This is a genomic window from Clostridium sp. OS1-26 (genome assembly GCF_030915445.1).
GTDB lineage: Bacteria > Bacillota > Clostridia > Clostridiales > Clostridiaceae > Clostridium_AM.
Window position 1 is genome coordinate 4,510,127 of the sequence record NZ_CP133264.1, and the last position, 22,617, is coordinate 4,532,743.

The window sequence follows — 22,617 nt, forward strand, 5'->3', positions numbered from 1 at the left end:
AATAAATGCGGTTGAATTAATGGATATGTTAGGTTTTCTGGTATTGTATCAAATAATTTTATTTCATACCATCTATTTCTAATTTTAATCTATTAAAATACATCTCCATAAAATCAAGCCTTTCTTTTCCAATTTCTTTTGCTTTTTGAGTATATAATTTATCTGGAATTTTTTTAAATTTTACTTCGTATTCAATAAAAGGTGTATGTTTTGAAACATCTTTTATTCTTCCATTTTCAACAGTGTTAGATTTGAGGTAATCATTTAATGACTCATTTACTGTTAGTCTTTGCCCAAATTGTCCTGCTAACATAAAAGTACGAGCAATTCCAATTGTGCCTATAACATCCAGTTTATCTGAATCAAAGAGTATTTTTGCTTCTATTGAATTAGGTTCATTTCCAGTTCTGAATCTATGTGCTATAATACAGTGCTTTATCTTCTCGATTTTATCTTCTTCATATTCTAAATCTCTTAATATATCCTCTACAATTACACTGCCTAAAACAGCATGGTCAATTTCCCCTGTTTTATCTTGGCTCTCTTCAACCCTCGCAATATCATGTAGTAATGCTGATGGAATAAGGATTTCTAAATCAGCATCTTTCTCATATTTTGCAAGTAATAAACAAAGATTATAAACTCTAAATACATGGTCTAAATTATGTGCTGAACAAGTTAATTTATCTTGAACAATTTCTATAATCTTTCTATGTTTGGTTTCTGTATTCATATATCTTCCTCCTATTTATAAAATTTCCATAAATACAAGATACCAAACATGTGTTCCTTTGTCAAATTACTCAATTTTATATCTACTTGATACTTAATACTCTACTTTGTAACAAATAATCAATTTTCAACATTATTCTTTAACAGAGCCTTAAATTATTCTGCTTTGAAAAAATAGAGAGCCTATCTGTAAAAAATAGGCTCCTGACCTCTAATGAATAATTCGTTGATATTATTTCTATCAAACGCTATATAACAGGTAGATATATTAATATGACATGCTATTAAACACTGATATTCACTTTTTACATTAAAAACAACCCATTTAAATCTTTGTTTAGAGCGTTCTAGTTAACTTTTATTTATTAACACCTCTACATCAAAATTCATCATTACAACCATTTAAACTCACTCTAAACTCGTTAAATCGCTATTTTATATAAATTCAAATTCACAAAATTCAATTACCATCCATAATTTTATATATAAAAAAAGTACCCACAATATTAATTGAAAGTACTATCTTTTATTTTTAAATAGGATAACTTATTCACATCATTTAACAAAAATTCTTTCAATGACATGTATCAACTGTATCTGACCAATATATTTTTATATTAGGATTAATGCAGCATACTTATTTGCTATTTAATAGCTTGTTCATCTATATAAGTAGTTTTTCTATGATACGACAATAATTATAAATAAGGTATATATTAATTTTTTAATGTATTAACTTAATTTTTGAATAATGCGGTGTTAAGATAAATTATTAACTTTTTCAATTGTGATATTAAATAAAAAAGTGTATTCTAATTTTCTTGATTAAATGCTTGTATTAATTCATTTGATGTATATCCTAGTTTATCTTTTACTACTTTATTAACATCAGACAATATCTTAGTTGTATTTTCTTTGTACTTTTTATAATCTTCATTAAGTATACATAGATATTCCTCAAAATCTTTTTGAATTGGGTAAACTATCTTGTTTAGTTGTTTTGCCAATTCAATACCTTTAGTAAATTTATCTTTAGCTTCTTCATTTTCTTTTAAAGACTTTATTAATTGAATTTGATCATTTATCATGCTATCCTTAACGTTGTCATAACAATTTAATGAATTTTTAATTTGATCATTCATCATCTTTTTTAATCCATCTAACTCATCAGTACCTGATTTATTAATTTTTTCTATTATTAAAGTATCTTCATCTATTTCATCTGCAGAATCTAAAAATTCCACAAGTCTTAACCATATTTTCTTTTTTTCATCATTATCAATTGTAATCCTTAAAAATGGTTCATACATAGCAACAATAAACTGTCCAAAGTTTCCTGGAAATATTCTAAGTAAGTTCTCTGATATAAATTCTTTTTTACCATCTCTAGATAACTCTAATGTTTCTCTTAGTTTTCTAATTTGCTCTCCTGATGCTTTGTAATTACCTAAATTATTTTCTATAAGACTTGTAATGATCAATTTACTTTTTTCCAAGTGATTTATATTTTCATTTATTTTTGTTAGAGACTCCATTAAAATTTCTTGAAAACTTTTTTTACCTGCAATCACATCTTTTATATCTAAAATTGGTATGTCTAAAGCTCTCAGTGCTCCAATTAAATTCAGCTTAACAATATCATCATCTGAATATTCCCTATAATTATTTTCACATCTTTTTAAAGGGCTAATTAACCCCTCACTCTCATAGTATTTAATCGCCTTCTTTGTTAAACCAGTTTTCTCTGATGCAATCTTAATATTCATATTGTATGCCTCCCATAAAATTTATAAACTTTTAATTCTTTAATTTTATACTAATGGTGTCTGTAGGGTGCATGTCAATACCTTTTTTTAATATCTAACTTAGAATAAAATCATTTTAAATCACAAAAATTACTCACTTCATTATTCGATTTTCAAAGATCCCCATTCATATTTCTAATTTTAATAGTTATGTCGCATTTTTTTCAGTATGCACATATATATCTTAAAACTACGTTACATGCACATACTCTTTGCAATGCGACACAAAAACACCATAGAATTCAACTTTGAATAATACAGTGTTTTGACAAATTGTTCGTTTTTTAGTTGTTACACAAATAAAAGCATTCTATAGTAGAAGAATGGTATTTTACAATTTTTCTTTGCTTGATGACAATAACCACAGCACTGCATCCAAAACGTTTTCTGCTATATAATCTGGTTGTACATTTGACCATTTACTTCTATATTTCCCCAAGGATTCGGTACCTGCACCCGTCTTAACTAGTATTTTCTTTGTTCCAGCATTATCACCTGCCACCATATCGCTCCACCTATCTCCAATTACAACACATTTTTTTAGGTCAATATTATATTCGGTTGAAGCTTTTATTAACAGTTCATGACTTGGTTTTCTGCAAGAACACTCATCTTCCGGGATGTGTGGACATATATACACCTTATCAAATCCAAATTCAAACAACTCTTTCTCAAAATTGTGCACAGTACTTTCTCCTTTGGAAATTCCTGGTTGATTAGTAAATGCAAATACCTTTATACTTAAACTTTTTAGAAGTTTTATTGCTTCTTCTGTGAATGGATATAACTTAAACTCACCCGGGTAAATTACTGAACAGTCTCCTCCAATGGTTCCATCTCTATCAATAAATACTGCATGTATAATAGTATCCATTTTTTATTCTCCCTTCTCCTTTGTAGCAATATCTTAAGATAATATTTTTACTATAGGTATTTTTTAAATCCTTGAACAACATCTTTAGAATATCCAATTGATTCATAAAATCTATGCGCATCTTTTCTTTTAAAAGCTGAAATGATCATAGTAAAGTTGCAGTTTCTTTTACGTGCAAACTCTTCTATGAAACTCATTAGTTGCTTTCCTATTCCCATTTTTCTACAACTACTTTTCACAATAACATTTTCAATAACTATAAATGGTCTGCACTCACCACCTAAGTCCTTACAAATAATTCCAAACAATGAACCAACTAAATTCCCGTTATCATTCTTTGCCCCAATTAATAAATAATCTTTATTTGAATTAATCCAGTCAAAGTTCTTTCTAAATTTTTGTGAATTTGTTTTTCTTTCTAAGAGTTCCTCGTATAAGCTTAACAAATCATCTAAATCATTATATGTTATCTTCACTATAGTAATCATATTTCCTCCACTGCTTTCTTCTAGATTTAATTTTTATATACATCTGTATTATAATCTAAATTTTTTCAATGTTTATTGCCTTTACTGCTATAAATATTGGGAAAAGTGCTTTTATTTAATATACAAAGTAACAAGACATTGATCTGCAGTGGTTTTTAGGGTATTAAACATTAAATTGCACATTTATAATTAAATTATGTATTTAAAATTAATTCATTAAAACTAATCAAAATAAATAGAAATAAAATTATCATTCAACACCGAATTATTCTATTAAATACGTCACATATTATATTTTAACAAAGTAAGTTAATACCTCAATGATTTGTATAATCCAATTACAATAACAGTAGATAAGATATAAAATACTGTTAGATTATACAATTATAATGCCTCCCGCTTAAAAAGAGAGAGGCACTAGACTATTTCTATCTCTTATATGCTACTTCACCATCAATTAGAACTAACTGGGATTTAGTTTGAATATCAAATGGATGCTTATCAAATACAACAATATCTGCATCTTTCCCTTCTTCTAACGACCCGACTCTATCCTCTATCCCAAGTATTTCTGCTGGATTTAATGTTATAGCTTTTAATGCAGCTTCTTCTGGTAAGCCTGCCCTAACCGCTAGTGCAGCGCATAGTGGAAGATAATGAACTGGAATAACAGGATGATCTGTCATAAGTGCTATTTTTACACCGGAACTATGAAGAACTACTGGTGTATCAAAAGTTAGTTCTTTAAGTTCTATTTTAGGTCTGCAACCCAGTGTTGGTCCAACTATAGCTGAATAACCTTCCTCTGATAATTCATCTGCTATTAGGTGCCCCTCAGTACAGTGATCTAATGTCAATTTCAAATTAAATTCTTTTGCTATTCTTATAGATGTAAATATATCATCTGCTCTGTGAGCATGAGCCTTCATTACTATCTCTCCCTTTAAAAGGGGAAGTAAAGCTTCAAGCTTCATATCAAAATTTGGAGCTTTTCCTTCTTTTACTGCATTTTCTTTGCTTTCCATATAATACTTAGCTCTAAATAACCAATCTCTTAATATAGCAGCTGTAGTCATTCTCGTTGTTGGTACTTCATTTTTCTCATTGTGACATCTCTTAGGATTTTCTCCAAAAGCTACTTTCATAGCTACTGGTGCTTTAACAATCATCTTATCTATTCTTTTTCCTTTTGTCTTTATTACCGCGAATTGACCGCCTATTACATTTGCGCTTCCTGGGCCAGTACATACTGTTGTAACACCATTTTCATAAGCTTCTTTAAAAGAAAAATCCATTGGATTTATCGCGTCAATTGCTCTATACTCTGGACCAACTACTTCTCTCATTTCATTTACATCATCACCTTCAAATCCCATACAATCTTCACAAATACCTATATGACAATGAGCATCAATAATTCCCGGCATTATGTATCCGCCCTTTGCATCATAAATACTACAGTCTGATGGAACCTTTAAATTTACGCCAACCTTTACAATTTTATTGTTCTTTATTAATACCTCTCCATTTTCAATAGATTCTCCTGAAATAGTTAGCACTGTTCCATTTTTAATTAATAACATTTTAACTCCCCCTAGAAAACTTAATTTTAGATAAATATATGACAACGTTATACTGCAATTTCTCCCTTCTATAAAGATGTTATTCTACAGTATTATTTTATATGCCTGGTACTTAATTGAATTCATCTCCTTTTTAGTTTTCATATATTAAAGCATTAATTTAATTAAAAGGTTTGTTAATTTGGCTTTTTTACTTTCACATTCACTTTATACATTAAGATAATTTTCCTGTTTAATATATTTTTTATAAAAAATAATTGCATTAGCTTTTAGCGTTTTGTTTTTGGGAATAGCTTTAATACTAGAAAATATAAAAACTGGAACTGAAAAAGATTATAACTTTTTCAGTTCCAAAAACGATCCTTATTTCTATTTTTAGGTTTCATCTGTATTAATTACTTTTTATAATAAACTTAAAATTTTGACCTAGTTTCAGCCTATTTACCTAACACATTTTCTTCTCCTTTGATTGCAATATAATTAAATATTTGGCTAAACAAATCTCTTGCTACAGGCGCAGAAACCTCTCCAGCATAATAGTTTGAGCCATCTGGTTGATCTACACTTACTAAAAGAGTTATTTTTGGATTCTCAGCTGGAGCCATACCAGCAAAGGAAGACATATATTTTCCTGGAGCGTATTTACCGGTTTCAGCATCTGCTACTTGTGCAGTACCTGTTTTTCCAGCAATATCAAGCCCCTGTACAAATGCATTTTGTCCCACACCTTCAGTAACAACCTTTACCAAATCCTGTCTTAAAGTTGATGATAGATTTGCATCAAAAACATTTCTTTTACCATAATCGCTATATTTTTTATCTATAAACATTTTATTATTATCATCAAAGTGAACAATATCTTTCATAACGTGCGGCCTTATCCATGTTCCTCCATTAGCAACAGCACTAAAAGCCGCCATATATTGGACCTGAGTAACTGCAACTCCTTGTCCAAAAGCCAAAGTTGCCAAATCTACATCATTTGTCTTGTTTGCATTTCTTAAAACACCTGAAGATTCTCCAGGTAAGTCTATACCGGTTTTTTTACCAAAACCCATCTTTTGCGCAAAAGATATGAGTTTCTCCTTGCCTAACTTAAGTCCTAATTCTACAAATCCTACATTGCAAGAATTCTTTATTATATCTACAAAGTTTTGCTTACCATGACCATCTAAGTTCCAACAGTGAATCACTGTATTACCAATCTTTATACTTCCATTATCTATATATGTATCATTTAGTCCAGTGTCACTTTCTAGTGCTGAAGCAGCAGTTATAACTTTAAAAATAGACCCTGGTTCAAAGTTATCTTGAACAGAGGCATTTTTCCAAAGTTTTTGAACGTCTTTAGAATTACTTGAAATATTTGATGGATTATTGATGTCAAGACTTGGTTTACTTGCCATTGCTAATATTTCTCCATTTTTGGGGTTCATAACTATAATATTCACTGCTCTAGCTTTGTTGTTTTCTAATGCTTTCTGCGCAGCTTTTTCAACATAATCCTGAATTGTTTCATCTACTGTTAGAACAACATCTTTACCATCTATAGGTTGTACATACTCAGGATTATCATACGGCAATGGGTTATTCTTTACATCTTTTTCGTAAATAATATTACCTGAAGTTCCTGAAAGTTCTTTATTATAGCTTGATTCAACTCCTGAAACACCTTTACCATCAGAGTTTACATATCCTAATACATTTGATAAAAAATTGCCGTTAATATAATACCTTTTCGTATCTGGAGACACAATTATCCCTCTAATATTTAAAGCTTTAATTTTATCTACTTCAGATTTATCTACTTCTCTCTTTAGCACAGCAGAACTAGCTGGCAAACCACTAGGTAGAGTTGAATTTAGTATCTTAGCGATACCTTCTTGTTTCATATTAAGTATTGGTGCAAGTTTATTGGCCAGTTCATCAGAAGTCATAGTATTATTTTCTAACGTTTGTCTTATAGTTTTTAAATCTAAGTCTATTCGGTAAACATCCACACTTATAGCTAACTCATTTGCGTTTCTATCAAGTATTCTTCCTCGTTTCGCATTAATTTGTATTTCACTTTTTTGTTGTTCATCAGCAATAGCCTTATATTTTGGAGATATTGCTACCATTACATAAAAAAGTCGTCCAACAAGTGCTAGAAATACTGTACATATAAATATCAAAACAACTATAAACCTATGTTTTTTAATAAAAATTCTTTTCTTCATCTTATTGCCTCTTTAATAATTTTAATTTGACCTTGTCTCTAATTTTAGATTATACTTAATAAATATTAAAAAATTATTAAACATCTTTATATTATATACAATTATTATGTAGATTTTATGAAGATAATGTACAGACTAGCAAAAAAGAACTTAATTAGTTAACTATATGCTGAAATTATTTATAATTTCTGAACACCTCTAAATATTAATACATATATTATTAGTGTTATTGCTATATTTAGGAGAAATATTGAAATGGTTATCACTCCAGATGTTCCTTCTCTTCCTTTTATAATGAGAAAAGGAGTAAAATATTTTGAGTTAGTTGCTGAACCTGTTGAAAGAGAGTTGCTACCAAGCTTATTCATAAAAGGATGGGGATATAATGGCAGCATACCAGGTCCTACTATTCAAGTATATCCTGGTGATTATGTCAACATTAGAGTTTATAATAAGCTTCCTGAAGGCACAAGTGTACATTGGCATGGTTTAGATGTTCCTGTTACCATGGACGGAGTTTCAGATGTTGAACCTACTCCTAAAATTGAACCTGGATGCTATTTTGACTATAGATTTAAAATAACTAATCCTCCAGGAACTCATATGTATCATACCCATGAGAATTCTCCAAAACAACAAATGATGGGTCTTACAGGTGGATTCATTATTTTAGATCCAAAGGAAGAACGCAATAAAGAAATTAGTAGAGATTATTTTATACTTCTTCAAGAATTCAAAATTCCTAATTTACCTATGAAAGTAGTAAAAACAGGTGTCTATGATATTGATCCGCACAGTCATGAGTTCAACTTTTCTACAATGAATGGAAGGTGTTTCCCATTTGTTACACCATTGAATGTGCGATGTGGAGAAAGAATACGAATCAGATTGGCTAACTCGATGGAAAAATCCCATCCAATTCACATTCATGGTCATCAATTTTCCGTGACTGCTTCTGATGGTAATATGATAAAGCCTCAAAATAGGATGACTAAAAATACTATTCATGTATCCTCTGGTGAAACCTGGGATATAGAATTTATAGCTAATAATCCTGGAATTTGGCCTTTCCACTGTCATATACCTCATCACATGTCTAATAATGGAACTGCTCCTTCTGGAGGTATGTTTACAACAATCGTTTACTGCTAAATTAAAAATCAAATAAAATTATATTATCTATTATCCTCTTCTACAATGCTAATAGTATCTAATAATTAATAAAATTTACTTAAAATATAATAAAAGATGAAATTAGTATCTCTCACTAAATTTCATCTTTTATTATATGTGCTACCTTCCCATCATAGATCTATGCATATTTACCATGTCTTGTCTACTAACAGACTTCATCATATTTGCCATTGGAGCATATCCATTGTTTCTCATTATATCTGTCATATTCTTATAATCTTCATCAGTTAAGTTGTTCATAAAGTTATTCATAGAATCAAAATCTTTATTTTCCATAGCTTTTGCTGCGTCACTAAAGCCATTTTCTCTCATAATCTTTGTCATATTGCTGAAATTACTTGTATTTTGATAATTTAAATTCTCATTTGCTTTATTTGAACTTATATCATCTCTTCCTTGGGCATAAACTACTGAAATTCCTCCTATAGCTAATACTGCTGTTGCCATTAAAATTATTAATCTCTTTTTCATAAAAATCTCTCCTTTTTATTTTTCTTCTTTATGCTTTTATTATAAAGTTTAATTATGTAGAAAATATGGAGAAACTCATTTTTAAAAATACTATACACCCACAAATCTTCATATTATTTAACTCTGCGAGCTGTTATGTAATCACTTCTATCAACTGGTGAAATCTTAACTACATCTCCAGTATGAGGAGCATGTATCATTGCACCGTTACCCACGTACATTCCCATATGAGTAGGGTCACCACCTTTGCCAAAGAAAACTAAGTCTCCTGGCTGTAATTGATCTTTTGATACACCTACTCCATCATTTATCTGATCATATGTAGTCCTTCCTACAGAAATTCCAAAGTGTCTATATACATACTGAGTAAAGCCTGAACAATCAAACCCGCTTGGTGTAGTCCCACCCCATAAATACGGCGTTCCTAGAAAATTCGAAGCATATGCTACAACATTATCATTGCTTATAGGTGAGGCTCCCCTAGATAGAGTTACTTTAGGTGCTGCATTCCTTATATTAGCAACTTGGTTCATAGCTACACTCACTGAGGCTTGTTCAGCTACTGCATATTGTCTTTGCTGCTGTTTAGCTTGTTCTATTAAATTTTTTTGATCATTTTTATTTTTATTAAGTTCGCTTAGCTTCTTTTCATTTTCTGTTTTTAACGCTAACAATTTTTTATTTTCTGTTTTTAGATTATCCACTTTATCCGCAATACTCTTTTGTTTTACCTTATAGTTTGAGATAACCTTATTATCAAAACTTACTATGCTTTTAACCATGTCAACTCTTGAAATTAAATCTCCAAATCCGTTAGATTCTAAAAGAATACCTAAATATCCACTAGATCCATTTATGTAAAGTGCCCTCATTCTCCTGTTAAACAATTCTTTTTCTTTTTTCATATCATTTTCAGCTGTCTTTAATTCATTTTCTGAATTCTTGATATCCTTTTCTTTTGTTAGTATTTGTTTTTTATTATCACTGATTTTATCCATTATACCTTCTATTTGGTTGTCCAAGTTTTCTATATTTCTTTCAAGTTCTTGAACCTTTGAGTATGAGTTGTTAGTGTCTGATGCCGGTTGTGCAAAAACCACACTGTTAACTGTTACTGTAAGTGATAATACCATCAAAAGCTGCTTTAAATTTTTATTCAATACTACCTCTCCTAACTTTAATACTTATTTAACATAAATTCATAAATTGATGCATTCATACTGAATAATATATTTTAGTAAATTAACACAATATCTATATCAGATATTTTGCCAAAATGCCTAAAGATATAGAATATCACAATTTATTTTAGAGTATATAGCCCTTTGCATTATACAAGATTTTTATGAAGATTTTATGTAGATTTTTTATTGAGATGAAACTTCTTGTAATTTTCTATTCTAGTGATTCATTAAACTACAGCCATATAATTAATAGATATATAAATAATTTTTTAATTAATATAGACCTCTTAACTACTCATTACAGACTATAATTAAAATAAAAAATCTGAAATGTATTTATCACATCTCAGATTTTTATTTTTATATAACTCATAGTTCTTTTATGCCAATCTAAACTGTATACCAAAACCGCCCCTTGGAAAGTTCCAATCAATGTTATCATGTGAACACGCTATACGGCAAGCCCCACATTCAAGACAACCTTCATACCCAACAGTAAGGTGTCCATCCTTAAATTCATAAACACGAGCTGGGCAAATGAACGTGCAGGTCTTTTCCTTACATGTCTCACATATCTTCTGATCTTTTATATCCAAGTGTGAAACATTATCTACATTATAGGTATTCAAAAATAATTTATCATCAATATTAACTTTTACTTTTGTATTTTCCATTACTTCATCGCCCTCCATATCTTAAATCCATCCATACCCATACTTAATATAGACTTCCCGCCAGCCATATGTTTAATAGCCAACTTTTGTTTTTCCCATTTTGATAGTCCGTCTACTGTAAACATTTCACTCATAATTTTATTAGTCGCTGGTATATAGTGGTTAAAGAAATGTGGATTTTCTTCCATAGTTGTAGATGCATTTTTGTATTTTTTTAGATCTTTCATAACATAACTTTCTTTAAGTAGTTCCTTATAACGTGAAAGGGTTTGTTCATTAAATTTACCTAGCTTCTTGGCATGTATAATAGTTTCAGCAGCAAAACGTCCAGAAGTCATTCCTAAATTTGATCCCTCTCTATGAATGCCATTTACAAACTGTGCTGCATCACCAACTACTAGAACACCATCTCCTATTAATTTAGGTATACTATTATATCCTCCTTCTGGAATTAAGTGTGCATAATACTCACTTGCTTCACTTCCTGCAATTAGAGGTTTTATAACAGGATGCTGCTTTATATACTCTAATAGTTCATAAGGTTTAACATTCCTCTCACTTATCTGAGAAAGCAGAGCTCCACAACCAATAGATATATGATCCTTATTTGTATAGATAAATGCTGTGCCTACCATGCCTAAAGTTCCATCGCCAAACATCTCTATAGTTGCTCCCATACCTTTGTCCAAATTGAATCTTTCTTCAATTTTATCTGAAGGCAGCTTTAGTTCCTCCATAACCGCAAGAGCCACTTGATCTTTACGCCACTCTTTATGAAAGCCAAGACTTTTAGCTAATAATGAGTTAACACCATCCGCAAGAACAACTACATCGGCGTAAATATCTCCGTCCGGTCTATCCGTTCTAACTCCAATGACTTTGCTATTTTCTATAATACATTCTTTTACAACAGTTTCATTAATGATTAGTGCACCAGCTTCTATACACTTTTTGAAAACCACTGATCAAACTTGCCTCTGAAAACTGTAAAATTGTTATACGGAGGCTTTGACCATTCCATTCCTTTATAACCGGTTTTTGCTACAGATTCTTTACCTAATAACCAAAAATTTTGCTCAACAATAGGACGTTCAAGAGGTGCTTCCTTCCAAAACTCTGGAATGATTTCATCCATCATGTGTTGGTATAATACCCCTCCCATAACATTCTTTGAGCCAGGATATTTGCCTTTTTCAATTACAATAACATTAAGACCTTCTTTTGCCATTATATATGCTGCCGCAAGTCCAGAAACACCTGCACCTACAACAATGACATCAAATTTTTCAGCCAATCTTTAAACCTCCTCCGTAACTGCACATAAATCTTTAGCTTTTGCTTGTGAAATATCTCCGAGTGCTTCCCTAAAACTACTAATTAGCTTAGGTAATACTTCAAAAACATCTCCCTGAATTCCATAGGTAGCTAACTTCATCATTTCACAGTCTGAATCTGTATTTATAGAAACTATAGTTTCTGCTCCCTGTATTCCAATGGTATGCTGTATTGCACCAGAAATTCCTATAGCAAAATAAAGCTTAGGAGATACTGTTTGACCAGTTTGCCCAACTTGACGTTTATGATCCACTAAACCTTTCTCAACAGCACCACGGCTTCCTGCAACTACACCTCCAATGACTTTTGCTAACTCCTCCAGCAATTTAAATCCTTCTTGATTCTGCACACCTCTTCCACCACAAATTATTATTTTAGCATCCTCAAGTTTTGCAGTTTCTAACTGTTCCTTAACAATCTCAAGCACCCAAGTTTTAAGAGATTTTTCTTCAATTTTAAAAGTTTCTCTAACTATACAGCCAGTTCTATTTGCTTTAAATTCTGGCATCTGCATAACTCTTGGACGAACAGTAGCCATTTGAGGACGGTGATTTTCACATACTATAGTGGCCATTATATTTCCTCCAAAGGCAGGTCTACTTGCAAGTAATACTTTCTTATCGGAATCAATATCCAGTTGAGTACAGTCGGCTGTAAGTCCAGTTTTCATTGCAGTTGCAACGGCACCAGCTAAATCTCTTCCAGTAGTTGTTGCTCCCATTAACAATATTTCTGGTTTATACTTATCTATTAAATAACAGAAAGCTCTGTTATAGGTTTCAGCTCTATAGAAATGGAATACTGGATCATCTATAACATACACGCCATCTGCACCATGTGCAAATAATTCAGGTATTATAGATTCAATTTTATCTCCTAATAAAACTGCACATACTTTTACATTCAACTTTAAAGCAAGTTTTTTTGCTTCACCAATTAGTTCAAGCGTAACAGATGCTAATTTACCTTCTAATTGTTCTGCAAAAACCCATACATCGCCTATAGGTTCTTCAGTACTTGAAGCTTTATTATTTTCTTTAGGCTCTTTCTGTAAATCATTTTTAACTTGCTTCTTATCCCCCAGAATACTCAATGCAGAAACTGGACACACAGACACACATTTTCCACATTCAATACACTTTTCTTTACCAGCTACTAGTTTACCTTCTCCATTAATCTCCAAAGCATCAAATGGACAACTTGGGATACAGGATTCACATCCAATACAGGAACCTGCAATTATAACTGCCATCTAGCAATTCCCCCTTTCAACTTATCAGTAAGTAGCTTCACTACGTCATCGACGTTACCTTTTAGTAATTCTCCACCAGATCTTTGAGGAGGCGGAAATATACGTCGAACTGAAGTTGGAGAACCTTTAAGTCCTAACTGATTCATATCTGCATTAAAGGCATTAATTCCCCAAACTGTTGATTTATAACGAGCTGCTCTAATCATGTTTGGTAATGAAGAATAACTTAAATCATTTATATCTTTTTCTACTGTAATTAAGCATGGAAGTTTTGATTCAACAACTTCATATCCATTATCAATTTTTCTGTGTACCATAACAGTATTATTTTTTAAATTTAAATGTTTTATATTTTCAACATAGGTTAACTGCGGTATTCCAAGTCTAGATGCAATGCCTGGTCCAACCTGAGCAGTATCTCCATCTATAGCCTGCTTTCCACAAAACACTAAGTCAATAGGCTCCTTTTTCATTATTTTTTTTATTCCCATTGCGAGTATATAACTTGTAGATAAGGTGTCAGAACCAGCAAAAGCTCTATCTGAAAGAAGATACCCTTCATCAGCTCCCATTTCAATACACTTTTTAATTACTTCTTCTGCTTGAGGTGGTCCCATTGAAATAATAGAAACCTTACCGCCAAACTTATTTTTAATCTTCACAGCTTCCTCTACTGCATGTGCATCATAAGGGTTAATAATTGTAGGTGCACTTGATCTATCTAATGTATTTGTTTTGGGGTCCATTTTAATTTCTGTAGTATCTGGTACTTGTTTTACACAAACTAAAATATGCAAGTATACAACAACTCCTTCTCTTCTAACACTTTTTTAATTTCAACTTATACTGAAGTATAAAATTTACACCAACTATTTACAGCTTTATTATATAAATCTGATATGAAGATAAAATGAAGATTTACTTAATTTTAAAAATTAAATAAATCTTCATTTTATCTTCATAAGTGACTTATTTTTTAATCATGTCTTTCTTTATAAAATCTTCATATCACTTTACTATACTAGACTCATAATGAATTTTAAAAATATTAAATAGTAATTCTATTTATTTTAGATAGCTTAAATTACGATTATCCTTATGCAACTTACATTTAACACTATAAAACTTTTAAACCAATATCAATTTGGGAGGGAAAATTTATATGAAAATCCTTCTACTTTTTTCTCTAGCAGACTGTCAAACGCTTTTCCTGATGTGAAAGGACTTAAATGGTTTAATAATCCTAAAGAAGCAGTAGAAAGACTGAAAATTTTCTTAAAAGATCCGATTTCCTTTAGGGCTGACGGCAGACATTGTTGCGAACTAATTTGTGCTCTCCATGGAGATAATTATTTTAGTATTCAAGACTTTGAGGTTATAAATGACTCTAAAATTTTAATTGGATTCGATGAACTGGAGATAGATAAAATTGCAGTTTTCTCGACTGCTTCATATGAAAGGAATTTTATTTATATAGAGGCAAAGCCAGAGGAACCAACAGGACTTTATAGAATAACACATGAAGAAATAACTAAAAAAATCAATAAGTCTGTATATATGTCAGAAGAATATGCACTGCTTGATGGTGCAATAATCACAAAAGCTGAATATGATGAGGGGACTGCAGTTATAAATGGAAACCTAGTAGATGCAACCAATTCACAATTAAGGATACGTTATTTAAGTAAATATAATTTTATAATTTCATCCATAAATTCTCTGTATAACTTAAATGACTATAATAAGATATCTGAAAAATATTTAGATGGAATATCAATTGGGACTCATACTCTTAATGAATTTATAAGTGAATTAAATAAACTTAGTTAAGCTCAATTAATAATATAAACTTTAAGATTACGTACTTATTTAACGCATCATCTAGTTTAGTCAAAATAATATTTTTTTCTATTTCTTCTTGACTATATTTGTCTTATTGAAAATTTATTTTCTATCTAATGCTCCCGCTTTCCACGCATACCATAAACCAATTACTAAAATTACAATAAATTAAATTTTACTCATCGGCATAAGCTTTTTTCTTCCATTTGCTTAGCAAGTAGTTTACTTTGTTACACAATAAAATCACAACCTGACCTTTATAAGTCAGGCTGTGATTTTTTATAGAATTATTTCTCTATGATATTTATCTACTCTACTTCAAATTGTCCCATCATACCTGCATCTTCATGCTCCAGAACATGACAATGATACATAAACAGTCCCTTTTTAGTAAACTTAACAATTATCCTAACATTTTCATTAGGATGCACTAGCACAGTATCCTTCCAGCCTCTTTCATTTGCAGGTGGTTCCTGTCCATTTCTAGATAACACTTGGAATTGTACTCCATGAATATGGAAAGGATGGCTCATTCCCCCCATCATATCTTTTGGATTTGTAATTTCCCATATTTCAGTATCATCAAGTTTAACTTTCTCATCAATTCTATTCATATCCATCTTCTTTCCATTAATGGAAACCATGTTTCCCATGCCTTCAAGATTAAATTTTCTTACTGTTTTAGCAGAGGATTCAGGTAGTTTTGTTATATCCGTTAAATGCTGTGGAATTTTAGTAGTATCTTCCCCATCCTCTTTTACATTAAAATTTAATATATTAAAATTTCCACCAGTTAGAGATACCGTTGTTCCTTTTTCATATTTTGAAAAGTCCACTATTATTTCCGCTCTCTCTCCTGGACCTAATTCTAACTTATTCATTTTTACTGGTGTTCCTAGAAAACCTCCATCTGATGCAATCTGTTCAAATTCATCACCATTACTTAACTGAAGTGAATATATTCGTGCATTAGAACCATTTACGAGTCTAAATCTCATTTTAACTCTTTTTACATCTAAATATGGTTTTATTGCTCCATTAACTAATATTGTATTCCCTAAAGCACCATCCATCATCTGTGCTCCACCATAGGAAAGATTTCCCTTACTGTCAAACATCCTATCTTGTATAATTAAAGGTATATCATTCACTCCATAGTCTTTAGGTATATTTAAGCTTTTAGACACCTCATCCTCTACATATAATAGTCCTGCAAGGCCCCTATACACTTGTTCACCAGTTTTACCATCTAAGTGTGGATGAAACCATAAAGTTGAAGCTGGTTGATTAACTGTAAAGTCAACATTCCATTTGCCTCCTGACGGTATAGGCTGGTGAGGCCCCCCATCAATTTTGCCATCTATATTCAGTCCATGCCAATGAACAGTAGTAGACTCTTTTAAATTATTATTTACATAGATATTAACTTCTTCTCCTTTATTTACACGAATGACTGGTCCAAGAAAGTTCCCATTATATCCATAGGTCTCTGTGCTATTTCCATTTATAAAAGCTGTAGTACCTTGCTGTGCAGTAAGCGTAAAATCTGCTACCCTAGAATCAGGATTTTTATCTTCCAACAGCTTTGGAATAGGTAGCATAGTGCTCTGCTCCTGTGTATTTGAATTGTTATTTGATTTCATTGGATCCATTCCTTCCATATGACTAGCCATAGAGCTGTTCATACCAACTTTAATTCCTATAGTTTTTGTTATGACTGTATATCCAACTGCTCCTACTATACTCACAACAACTGCTATATAAACCCATTTTAATCTTTTCTTGTTCATATTTACTCCTCCAATATATACATATAATCATTATATTATTATTATATAATAATTTTTATTAATTAAATTATATAATTAGATTATGAAGAAAATATGAAGATAGCAAAAAACGAAGCATAGTAATCATTACAATGGGAATCTTAAGATTTTTTCTCTAACTTCTTAGTACTTCCATCCCATCTGCTTTTGGCATCTTAAGGTCTAGTAATATTAAATCTAAATCATTATTTAGGATTATATCAATAGCTTCTAAACCATCAGATGCTGTACTTATTTATAAAAAGCAATATAAAACCCCTTTGTGTTGTGGTTTCTCATAAAATCCATTAAAACACAAAGAGGTTTCTTATTTTATTATTAAATTTTAACCTGACCAACTTGCCGTAAGTCATACATTCGCAGCTCTAAAATTCAGATGGGGTAAAAGAATCTCCATCTGAATTTTAGAGCTTGCTTCAATCCTACGTCTTTACTAGAGTAGTTTTTTCTTAAAAACTACCATTAACCTATCTTAAATATAATTGATATTAATAGTCCAATAATCACCGCTAAGTGATACTTTATTCCAATCTGCCCTATTAGTCCCATTGTCCTGCCTTTTGTGTAAATACTTTTACCATAGGATAAAAAATTAGGAATTGACTTATAGGGAAACAATAAAATTACAGCTACTACCACTACAATAGGATAAATGCCCATTACCAGTAAAATAAATGTCAATATTAGTAGCATAGTTACATTAAAAGCCCAAAGCTTTTCAGAATTTTTGATTCCTATCAGTATAGGTAATGTCTTTCTACCAACTTTTCTATCTTCTTCTATATCACTCAAATTATTAGACAGTAATATGGTACCAATAAATACTGCAGTAGGAACTGCTACAAACAAAGTATTTAGATTAAATATACCAGAATGAATATAAATCACAGTTGTTGTTATACCAATACCCATGGTTATTCCAGATACAACTTCACCTATTGGGGTATATGAAATAGGTAAAGGTCCACAAGCATATAAAATTGAAATAATTTCACCAATAACAGCAACAATTAAAATGTAATAGCTTGTTTGGCTGGCTATATAAATACCAATTATAAATGCAATCAATTGATATATGAATATAATAAACAAAACTTGTTTAGGAGTAGTTTCTCCACTCACTAAAGCTTTTTCTTTTTTCTTCTCTTTACTATCCGCTCCACGTTTAAAATCAAAATAATCATTGATCATATTAGTTGCACTTTGAATCAATATCATGGCAACAGATAATAATATAAGATAAATAATATTTAACTTTCCAAAAGCATACCTTGAATAAATTGAACCTAAAATTACAGGAACAATTCCTGCAACAAGAGTTTTTATATCCATAAGCTTTATTATTGTCTGAAAATTCATTTTCCACCTCTAATTACTCAAGCAACTATGTTTAGCTAGTCTTTATTTAACTTGATAATAGCATTTGTAACTGTTACATATGAAATCAATACATTATTTTCATCAAACATTTCAATACTCCAAACATGCGATGTGCTTCCCTTATGCATAAGTTTTCCTTTTGCTATAATGTAACCCTCTATTTTCTTAGATTTCATATGATTTGCAGTGATGCTTTGACCTACTGCTGTTTGCTCCTTGCCTATTTTTTCATTTGAAGCATAACCTGCAATAGTTTCTCCAAAGGCTATTGTGGCGCCTCCATGCAAATAACCAAAGGTTTGATCGTGAAATTGTGTTAAGTTCATTTTAGCTTCAAGATTATTATCATATACATGAATATATTCAATATTTAAACACTCTATTAAATTCATACTAATCACCATCTATTTTAATATAGTCAATTGTAAAGCTCTTTAATGTATTTTCATCAATCTCTACCCCTAAACCACAGCCTTTTGGTATTTTAATTATTCCCTTTTCAGCTATGATTTCTGGTTTAATTATATCTTCTTTAAAGTAACGATTTGTTGATGATAAATCTCCAGGGATATATGTATCTTTTAAACTTGCTAAATGAACATGCAGTATTTTAGAAATACCACTTTCAAGCATACTTCCTATCCAATACTGAATATTATTTTTTCTGCATAAATCAATCATTTGCTTTGCATAATAAATTCCACCAATGCGGCCTATTTTTATATTTAATACTTTAAAAGCTTCTAATTCAATTGCTGTTTTTAACTCATCAATTGTTTGAATGCTTTCATCTAAACATATAGGCGTTTGCATTTCTTTTTGAAGCTTTTGATATACTAAAAAGTCTACTGAATCTAACGGTTCTTCTATACAAAGTAATTCCAGTGCATCTAATCTACTTAACTCTTTAATTTGCTCAATACCATAACTTTTGTTTGCATCTACCAATAATTTAATATTAGGATACTTTTCTCTAATAGCCTCTAACTTTACAAACCCATCACCTAGTTTAATTTTTATTTTAAAACGAGTATATCCTTCTTTTTGGTATTGATCAATTGCTTTGATAAGATTGGGAATATCTTGATCTCCTAATACAACTCCTGCATATATCTTATTGTTAGTTTCTTCATTAAATACAATATCCATAATAGATTGTTTCTGTCGTTTAGCATACAAATCTACCAAGGCATTTTCTAATCCGGCAAGTGCCATTGGATATGATAAATCTATCCATTTGTGTATATCAAATGGGTGATTAATATTTTTATGAATTATCTTTGGAATATACGTATTTATTAACATAAATTTAGAGTCTATCAACGTTTCATTTGTGTAAAATGGTTCATTAAATGCAACTACTTCACCATAACCTTTAGTTCCAAGTTCATCAATCGCTTTAATTATAATTGTCTCTCGATGTTTTAAGCTAGTCTGTGATGTTTTAAATGTGAAATTTAAAGGCATTTTAACATGGAAAAGTTCTATTCTTTCTATCCTCATATAGCCAACCTCTTATTTATAGGATTCCATAATGGAACTCCTACAAATTCTTTTTTAATATTTTGCCTGATGCATTTTTAGGAAGCTCCTCCAAGTAGATAATCTTTTGTGGAATCTTATATTTTGCTAGTTTGTTTGAAAGATACTCTAATATTGTATTTTTATCTAATGAAGATACCACATATAGAACAGGAATTTGTCCCCACCTCTCATCTTTCTTACCAACAACTGCACATTCATGTATTTTAGGATGTGCATATAAAACATTTTCAATTTCTTTAGGATAAATATTTTCACCACCAGATATAATTATATTTTTGCGGCGGTCAAGTATATATAAAAATCCATCTTCATCTATATAACCTACATCTTCTGTATTAAAATAACCAGAAATTTTTTCTTTTCCTATATATCCGTCCATTAACATAGGACTTTTAATTAAAACTTCACCTATGCCTTTTTCATCAGGGTTCTCAATTCTAATATCCACTTTCTCAAGTGGCAATCCTACTGAATCAATTTTATCTGGATACTCTAATACTGAAAATGTTACAGATTGGCTTGTAGTCTCCGTCATTCCATAGGTCTTATATATAGGAATACTTTTTATTATACTTTTTTCTACTAGTGCATTAGGAATGAATTCACCACCTACTAATACTACACGTAAATTATGCTTATCAATTCTATCAATAATTCTATTTAACATAGTTGGTACAATGGACATCATATTAATTCTATTGTTTCCAATTAGCTCTATTACTTGTTCTTCATCAAATTTTTCTAATATAGTGATGCTCGTTCCATTGTATAAACTTCGTATTAATATAGATAATCCACCAATATGGTACATTGGCAATACAACAAGCCAGTTATCTTCATCTGTTACTCCTAGACTTTTTTGTGATGCTACTACATGAGAGTAAAGCTGTTTCCATCTAAGGGGAACTGATTTGAATTCACCGGTTGTAGCACTTGTATTCATGATAGCAGCAATTTTTTCTTTATCAAATTCTTCTACTAGCTTTATATCTTTCTTTTCATTTTTATAAACTTCACTAAATGATATAAACTTACAATCATAAGAAAATACAACTTTAATGTTTAATGTTTTTAATTGTTTTGTTATTTCTTCATCTGTCAAACGTGTATTAAGCATCAATACTTCTTTTTGCAAAAATTGAAGTGCTAAAAAGAAAAGTGCCATATCAACTAAGTTGTTTGAATAAATGGCAACCCTTCTCTCATTCTTTACATATAGATACAATCTTTTAGCTAAATCTATTACACTCTCATAAACCTCTCTAAAGGTTAAATCGTTAATAAACTTTTTATTAGGTATTTCAATGTTCCACTTTTTAAGCCAATTCATTTTTACCACCTTAATTAAACGTATTTCTTATTTTATGGATATTTCGGAAATTGGTCAAAATCAGGCTCTCTCTTTTCCTTAAAGGCATCTCGACCTTCTTTTGCTTCATCTGTTGTATAGAATAACAATGTAGCATCTCCAGCTAATTGCTGCAAGCCAGCTAATCCATCTGTATCTGCATTAAAGGATGCTTTTAAAAGACGTATTGCAGTAGGCGAATGTTGCAAGATTTCTTTTGCCCATTTTACTGTTTCTTCTTCTAATTTATCAAATGGTACAACTGTGTTTACTAATCCCATATCAAGAGCTTCTTTTGCAGTGTATTGGCGACATAAAAACCAAATTTCACGTGCTTTTTTATGACCAACAATGCGAGCTAAATATCCAGCACCATATCCACCATCAAAAGAGCCTACTTTAGGCCCTGTTTGACCGAATTTAGCATTTTCAGATGCAATTGTTAAATCACACACTATATGCAATACATGTCCTCCACCAATTGCATATCCATTTACCATAGCAATAACTGGCTTCGGTGTAACACGAATTAATCGCTGCAAATCTAAAACATTCAAACGTGGAATCTGATCATCTCCTACATAACCTCCATGTCCGCGTACTTTTTGATCCCCTCCAGAACAAAACGCTTCTTTATCTTGACCTTGCCCATGATTTGCACCCGTCAAAATAATGACACCTATTTTGTTATCTTCACGAGCTATTGTAAAAGCATCAATTAATTCCATTATTGTTTTAGGACGAAATGCATTACGTACTTCTGGACGATTAATTGTAATCTTTGCAATTCCATCATATGTTTCATAAATAACATCTTCATAATTACGATTTAGTTTTTCCCAAGAAAACTTATTCATGTTAT

Annotated in this window: 22 protein-coding genes; 2 read left to right on the forward strand and 20 right to left on the reverse strand. The window is 30.8% G+C overall.

Going from position 1 to position 22,617, the window contains the following annotated elements; all coding sequences use genetic code 11:
• Positions 1-58 precede the first annotated feature (58 nt).
• The 6 genes from RCG18_RS22360 to RCG18_RS22385 form a co-directional block, all read right to left on the reverse strand.
• Complete coding sequence (locus RCG18_RS22360) at positions 59-733, reverse strand: HD domain-containing protein (protein ID WP_308038199.1); 675 nt, start codon at positions 731-733, stop codon at positions 59-61.
• Positions 734-1,544: 811 nt separating this feature from the next.
• Complete coding sequence (locus RCG18_RS22365; RefSeq protein ID WP_308038200.1) at positions 1,545-2,498, reverse strand: MerR family transcriptional regulator; 954 nt, start codon at positions 2,496-2,498, stop codon at positions 1,545-1,547.
• A 370-nt stretch (positions 2,499-2,868) separates the two neighbouring features.
• Entirely contained in the window at positions 2,869-3,411 is a 543-nt protein-coding gene (locus RCG18_RS22370; protein WP_308038201.1) for an HAD-IIIA family hydrolase, read from the reverse strand.
• A gap of 50 nt (positions 3,412-3,461) precedes the next feature.
• Complete coding sequence (locus tag RCG18_RS22375; protein WP_308038202.1) at positions 3,462-3,899, reverse strand: GNAT family N-acetyltransferase; 438 nt, start codon at positions 3,897-3,899, stop codon at positions 3,462-3,464.
• A 428-nt stretch (positions 3,900-4,327) separates the two neighbouring features.
• Positions 4,328-5,482, reverse strand: a complete 1,155-nt coding sequence (locus RCG18_RS22380; RefSeq protein WP_308038203.1) for an amidohydrolase — start codon at positions 5,480-5,482, stop codon at positions 4,328-4,330.
• A gap of 437 nt (positions 5,483-5,919) precedes the next feature.
• On the reverse strand, positions 5,920-7,701 hold the full coding sequence (locus tag RCG18_RS22385) for a stage V sporulation protein D (protein WP_308038204.1): 1,782 nt from the start codon (positions 7,699-7,701) through the stop codon (positions 5,920-5,922).
• A 255-nt stretch (positions 7,702-7,956) separates the two neighbouring features.
• On the opposite strand from RCG18_RS22385, the gene RCG18_RS22390 reads away from it, so the two are divergent.
• A complete protein-coding gene (locus tag RCG18_RS22390) occupies positions 7,957-8,853 on the forward strand; it encodes a multicopper oxidase domain-containing protein (RefSeq protein WP_308038205.1) in 897 nt (298 codons plus the stop codon).
• A gap of 141 nt (positions 8,854-8,994) precedes the next feature.
• Here RCG18_RS22390 and RCG18_RS22395 read toward each other — a convergent pair whose 3' ends face one another.
• The 7 genes from RCG18_RS22395 to RCG18_RS22425 form a co-directional block, all read right to left on the reverse strand.
• The gene (locus tag RCG18_RS22395) at positions 8,995-9,366 is read right to left on the reverse strand and encodes a hypothetical protein (protein ID WP_308038206.1); all 372 of its coding nucleotides are present in this window, start codon (positions 9,364-9,366) and stop codon (positions 8,995-8,997) included.
• A gap of 113 nt (positions 9,367-9,479) precedes the next feature.
• Complete coding sequence (locus RCG18_RS22400) at positions 9,480-10,526, reverse strand: NlpC/P60 family protein (RefSeq protein WP_308038207.1); 1,047 nt, start codon at positions 10,524-10,526, stop codon at positions 9,480-9,482.
• A 404-nt stretch (positions 10,527-10,930) separates the two neighbouring features.
• Positions 10,931-11,224, reverse strand: a complete 294-nt coding sequence (locus RCG18_RS22405) for a 4Fe-4S dicluster domain-containing protein (protein ID WP_308038208.1) — start codon at positions 11,222-11,224, stop codon at positions 10,931-10,933.
• Positions 11,224-12,186 carry an FAD-dependent oxidoreductase gene (locus tag RCG18_RS22410; protein ID WP_308038209.1) on the reverse strand — a complete coding sequence of 321 codons (963 nt, stop codon included), beginning with the start codon at positions 12,184-12,186 and terminating at the stop codon, positions 11,224-11,226. Before RCG18_RS22410 ends, RCG18_RS22405 begins: the two co-directional genes overlap by 1 nt.
• Positions 12,165-12,518, reverse strand: coding sequence for an FAD-dependent oxidoreductase (locus RCG18_RS22415; RefSeq protein ID WP_308038210.1), 354 nt, complete (start codon positions 12,516-12,518; stop codon positions 12,165-12,167). Before RCG18_RS22415 ends, RCG18_RS22410 begins: the two co-directional genes overlap by 22 nt.
• Positions 12,519-12,521: 3 nt before the next feature.
• Positions 12,522-13,811 carry an FAD-binding protein gene (locus tag RCG18_RS22420; RefSeq protein WP_308038211.1) on the reverse strand — a complete coding sequence of 430 codons (1,290 nt, stop codon included), beginning with the start codon at positions 13,809-13,811 and terminating at the stop codon, positions 12,522-12,524.
• Positions 13,799-14,608, reverse strand: a complete 810-nt coding sequence (locus RCG18_RS22425) for an electron transfer flavoprotein subunit beta/FixA family protein (RefSeq protein WP_308038212.1) — start codon at positions 14,606-14,608, stop codon at positions 13,799-13,801. Before RCG18_RS22425 ends, RCG18_RS22420 begins: the two co-directional genes overlap by 13 nt.
• A 418-nt stretch (positions 14,609-15,026) precedes the next feature.
• Between RCG18_RS22425 and RCG18_RS22430 the strand changes: the two genes are divergently transcribed.
• Entirely contained in the window at positions 15,027-15,641 is a 615-nt protein-coding gene (locus RCG18_RS22430) for a hypothetical protein (RefSeq protein WP_308038214.1), read from the forward strand.
• Positions 15,642-15,961: 320 nt separating this feature from the next.
• Here RCG18_RS22430 and RCG18_RS22440 read toward each other — a convergent pair whose 3' ends face one another.
• The 7 genes from RCG18_RS22440 to menB form a co-directional block, all read right to left on the reverse strand.
• The gene (locus RCG18_RS22440; RefSeq protein ID WP_308038215.1) at positions 15,962-17,443 is read right to left on the reverse strand and encodes a multicopper oxidase domain-containing protein; all 1,482 of its coding nucleotides are present in this window, start codon (positions 17,441-17,443) and stop codon (positions 15,962-15,964) included.
• A gap of 154 nt (positions 17,444-17,597) precedes the next feature.
• Complete coding sequence (locus RCG18_RS29175; RefSeq protein WP_374119164.1) at positions 17,598-17,717, reverse strand: response regulator; 120 nt, start codon at positions 17,715-17,717, stop codon at positions 17,598-17,600.
• 227 nt (positions 17,718-17,944) lie between these two features.
• Positions 17,945-18,841, reverse strand: a complete 897-nt coding sequence (locus tag RCG18_RS22445) for a prenyltransferase (RefSeq protein ID WP_308038216.1) — start codon at positions 18,839-18,841, stop codon at positions 17,945-17,947.
• A 35-nt stretch (positions 18,842-18,876) separates the two neighbouring features.
• Positions 18,877-19,254, reverse strand: a complete 378-nt coding sequence (locus RCG18_RS22450; RefSeq protein WP_308038217.1) for a PaaI family thioesterase — start codon at positions 19,252-19,254, stop codon at positions 18,877-18,879.
• 1 nt (position 19,255) lies between these two features.
• On the reverse strand, positions 19,256-20,365 hold the full coding sequence (gene menC / locus RCG18_RS22455; RefSeq protein WP_308038218.1) for an o-succinylbenzoate synthase: 1,110 nt from the start codon (positions 20,363-20,365) through the stop codon (positions 19,256-19,258).
• A gap of 40 nt (positions 20,366-20,405) precedes the next feature.
• On the reverse strand, positions 20,406-21,737 hold the full coding sequence (gene menE, locus RCG18_RS22460; RefSeq protein ID WP_308038220.1) for an o-succinylbenzoate--CoA ligase: 1,332 nt from the start codon (positions 21,735-21,737) through the stop codon (positions 20,406-20,408).
• 32 nt (positions 21,738-21,769) lie between these two features.
• Entirely contained in the window at positions 21,770-22,612 is an 843-nt protein-coding gene (menB, locus tag RCG18_RS22465; RefSeq protein WP_308038221.1) for a 1,4-dihydroxy-2-naphthoyl-CoA synthase, read from the reverse strand.
• Positions 22,613-22,617 lie beyond the last annotated feature (5 nt).